The sequence below is a fragment of the Exiguobacterium sp. UBA6282 genome, assembly GCF_002440475.1.
GTDB lineage: Bacteria > Bacillota > Bacilli > Exiguobacteriales > Exiguobacteriaceae > Exiguobacterium_A.
This window is the reverse complement of the sequence record NZ_DJUM01000017.1, coordinates 1-2,754: the sequence shown is the minus strand read 5'-3', so window position 1 is coordinate 2,754 and position 2,754 is coordinate 1. Positions and strand designations below refer to the sequence as shown.

General features: G+C 50.3%; 2 protein-coding genes. One reads left to right on the top strand and one right to left on the bottom strand.

What is annotated here, in order from left to right:
• The coding region (locus B2751_RS04765; RefSeq protein ID WP_290773237.1) for an ABC transporter ATP-binding protein at positions 1-1,560 on the top strand (1,560 nt) is incomplete at its 5' end.
• Positions 1,561-1,609: 49 nt separating this feature from the next.
• On the opposite strand, the gene B2751_RS04760 is transcribed toward B2751_RS04765, so the two are convergent.
• Positions 1,610-2,754, bottom strand: a 1,145-nt coding sequence (locus tag B2751_RS04760) for a glutamate-1-semialdehyde 2,1-aminomutase (protein ID WP_290773236.1), incomplete at its 5' end; no start/stop codon positions are given.

Here is a 2,754-nt window from a genome sequence, read left to right as displayed (position 1 = left end):
GGAGCAGGTGTCTTCATCTTCTTGATCGTCAAGCCGCCGCTCGAATATGTTCGCCAATATCTCGCGCAATGGTCTGCGTCGAAGATTTTATTTGACGTACGGAACCGATTATTTGATCATGTTCAGAAATTATCGCTTCGTTTTTATTCGAACACAAAAACGGGGGAAGTCATTTCGCGAATCATCAATGATGTCGAGCAGACGAAAGACTTCGTCGTCACGGGATTAATGAATCTGTGGCTCGATATGATCACGATTTTCATCGCGATCGCCATCATGTGGACGATTGATCCGCAGTTGACACTCGTCGCGATCATTCCATTACCATTCTATGCTCTCGCCGTTAAGTTCTTTTACGGGCGTTTACGCGGATTGACACGGGAACGTTCGGCAGCCCTTGCGGAACTACAAGGTCATTTGACGGAGCGGGTCAACGGCATGGCGGTCATCCGTAGTTTTGCACTGGAACCACACGAGAACAAAGCGTTCAAACATCAAAATGATGGGTTCTTAAAAGCAGCGCTTCGTCAAACGAACTGGAATGCGCGGACATACGTCGTCGTCTCGACAATTACGGACTTCGCACCAATCCTGATCTTCGGAACGGCGGCGTTCTTCGTCTTGAACGGACATGTGACACTTGGGACGATGGTCGCGTTCATTGGTTATATCGACCGTCTGTATGCACCGCTCGGTCGTCTCGTCAACTCCTCAACGACGTTGACACAGTCGATCGCTTCGATGGATCGGATGTTCGAGTTTTTAGATGAGCCGTATGACATCACGGAAAAACCGAATGCGCGCGAACCGAAAGATGTCCGCGGGAACGTTCAGTTCGAAGATATCAGCTTTGCTTATGAAGAAGGCGGCGAGCTGGCGATCGATCGCTTGACGCTTGACGTTCAGGCAGGCGAACGGATTGCTTTCGTCGGGATGTCAGGTGGCGGGAAATCAACGCTCGTCAGTTTGATTCCGCGTTTTTATGATGTGTCTGCCGGTCGGATCACGCTTGACGGTGTTGATATTCGTGACTTGAAGTTGCGAGGTCTTCGCGATCAGATCGGGATGGTCATGCAGGAATCGATTCTATTTAGTGAGTCGGTCCAAATGAACATCAAGATGGGGAATCCGGACGCGACGGACGAGGAAGTCATCGCAGCAGCAAAAGCAGCGAATGCCCACGAATTCATCGAACGATTACCGAACGGCTATCATACGCCGGTCGGTGAACGAGGCGTCAAGTTATCGGGTGGTCAAAAACAACGTCTTGCGATTGCGCGGGTCTTCTTGAAGAATCCGCCGATTCTAATCTTGGATGAGGCGACGAGTGCGCTCGATTTAGAGAGCGAAGCGATGATTCAAGATTCGTTAGCGCGTCTTGCAAAAGGACGGACAACGTTTACTGTCGCGCACCGTTTATCAACGATTACCGATGCCGATAAGATCGTCGTCATTGAAAATGGTCAGATTACGGAAATTGGCACACACGAAGTTCTCATGCAAAAACGAGGCGCTTATTTCGAACTGTATGCCATTCAAAATCTGGAACTCGTCGAATAACACAAAAGCAGCGACCTTTGCGAGGTCGCTGCTTTTTTAGTGGGAGGACTTAGAGTCGAGCAAAGGCACGATCGACTGCTGCGATCGTCTCTGTGATGTCGGCTTCCGTATGTTCTGTCGTCAGGAACCACGCTTCGTATTTCGAAGGGGCAAGGTTGACGCCTTCTTCTAGCATCAATTTGAAGAAACGTCCGAACATCTCGCTATCTGCACGTTCTGCACCATCGTAATCGATAACTGTTTCATCCGTGAAGTAGACCGTCATGGCACCTTTTAGACGGTTGATCGTAATCGTGACGTCATGACGTTTTGCTGCTTCTAGCACACCTTGTTCGAGTAAGGCGCCAAGGTGATCGAGTTGTTCATAGACACCAGGCTTCTCAAGTAATTCAAGACAAGCGATACCCGCAGCCATGGATGCTGGGTTACCTGCCATCGTACCTGCTTGGTAAGCCGGACCGAGTGGCGCGACGTGTTCCATGATTTCTTTGCGACCGCCATAAGCGCCGATCGGTAAACCACCACCGATGATTTTGCCGAGTGCCGTCATATCGGGACGGATATCGAGTAACTCTTGTGCACTGCCGTATGTGAAGCGGAAGGCTGTGATGACTTCATCATAGATGACGAGTGCGCCGTGTGCATGCGTGATTTCGTTGACCGCAGCAAGGAATCCAGGTTGCGGTTCGACGATACCGAAGTTTCCGACGATCGGTTCAACGAGTACACAAGCGACTTGATCGCCCCATTGCTCCATGATTTGACGGTACGATTCGACATCATTGAACGGTGTCGTGATGACTTCTTTTGCCGTCGCTTTCGTGACACCAGCTGAATCAGGAGAACCAAGTGTCGCCGGTCCGCTACCTGCTGCAATCAGCATCAAATCCGAGTGACCGTGGTAACAGCCACTGAACTTCACGACGAGCTCACGACCCGTATACGCACGTGCGACACGAATCGTCGTCATGACGGCTTCCGTTCCCGAGTTCGTAAAGCGTACTTTTTCAAGCGATGGGATCGCTTTTTGTAGTTTATGTGCAAAGTCGATTTCTAGACGGTGTGGTGTGCCGTAAAGAAGACCGTTTTGAGCAGCATGGGTGATCGCTTCCGTAATGTGAGGGTGACCGTGTCCCGTGATGATCGGACCATAGGCTGCTAAGTAATCGATATAACGATTGCCATCGACATCAT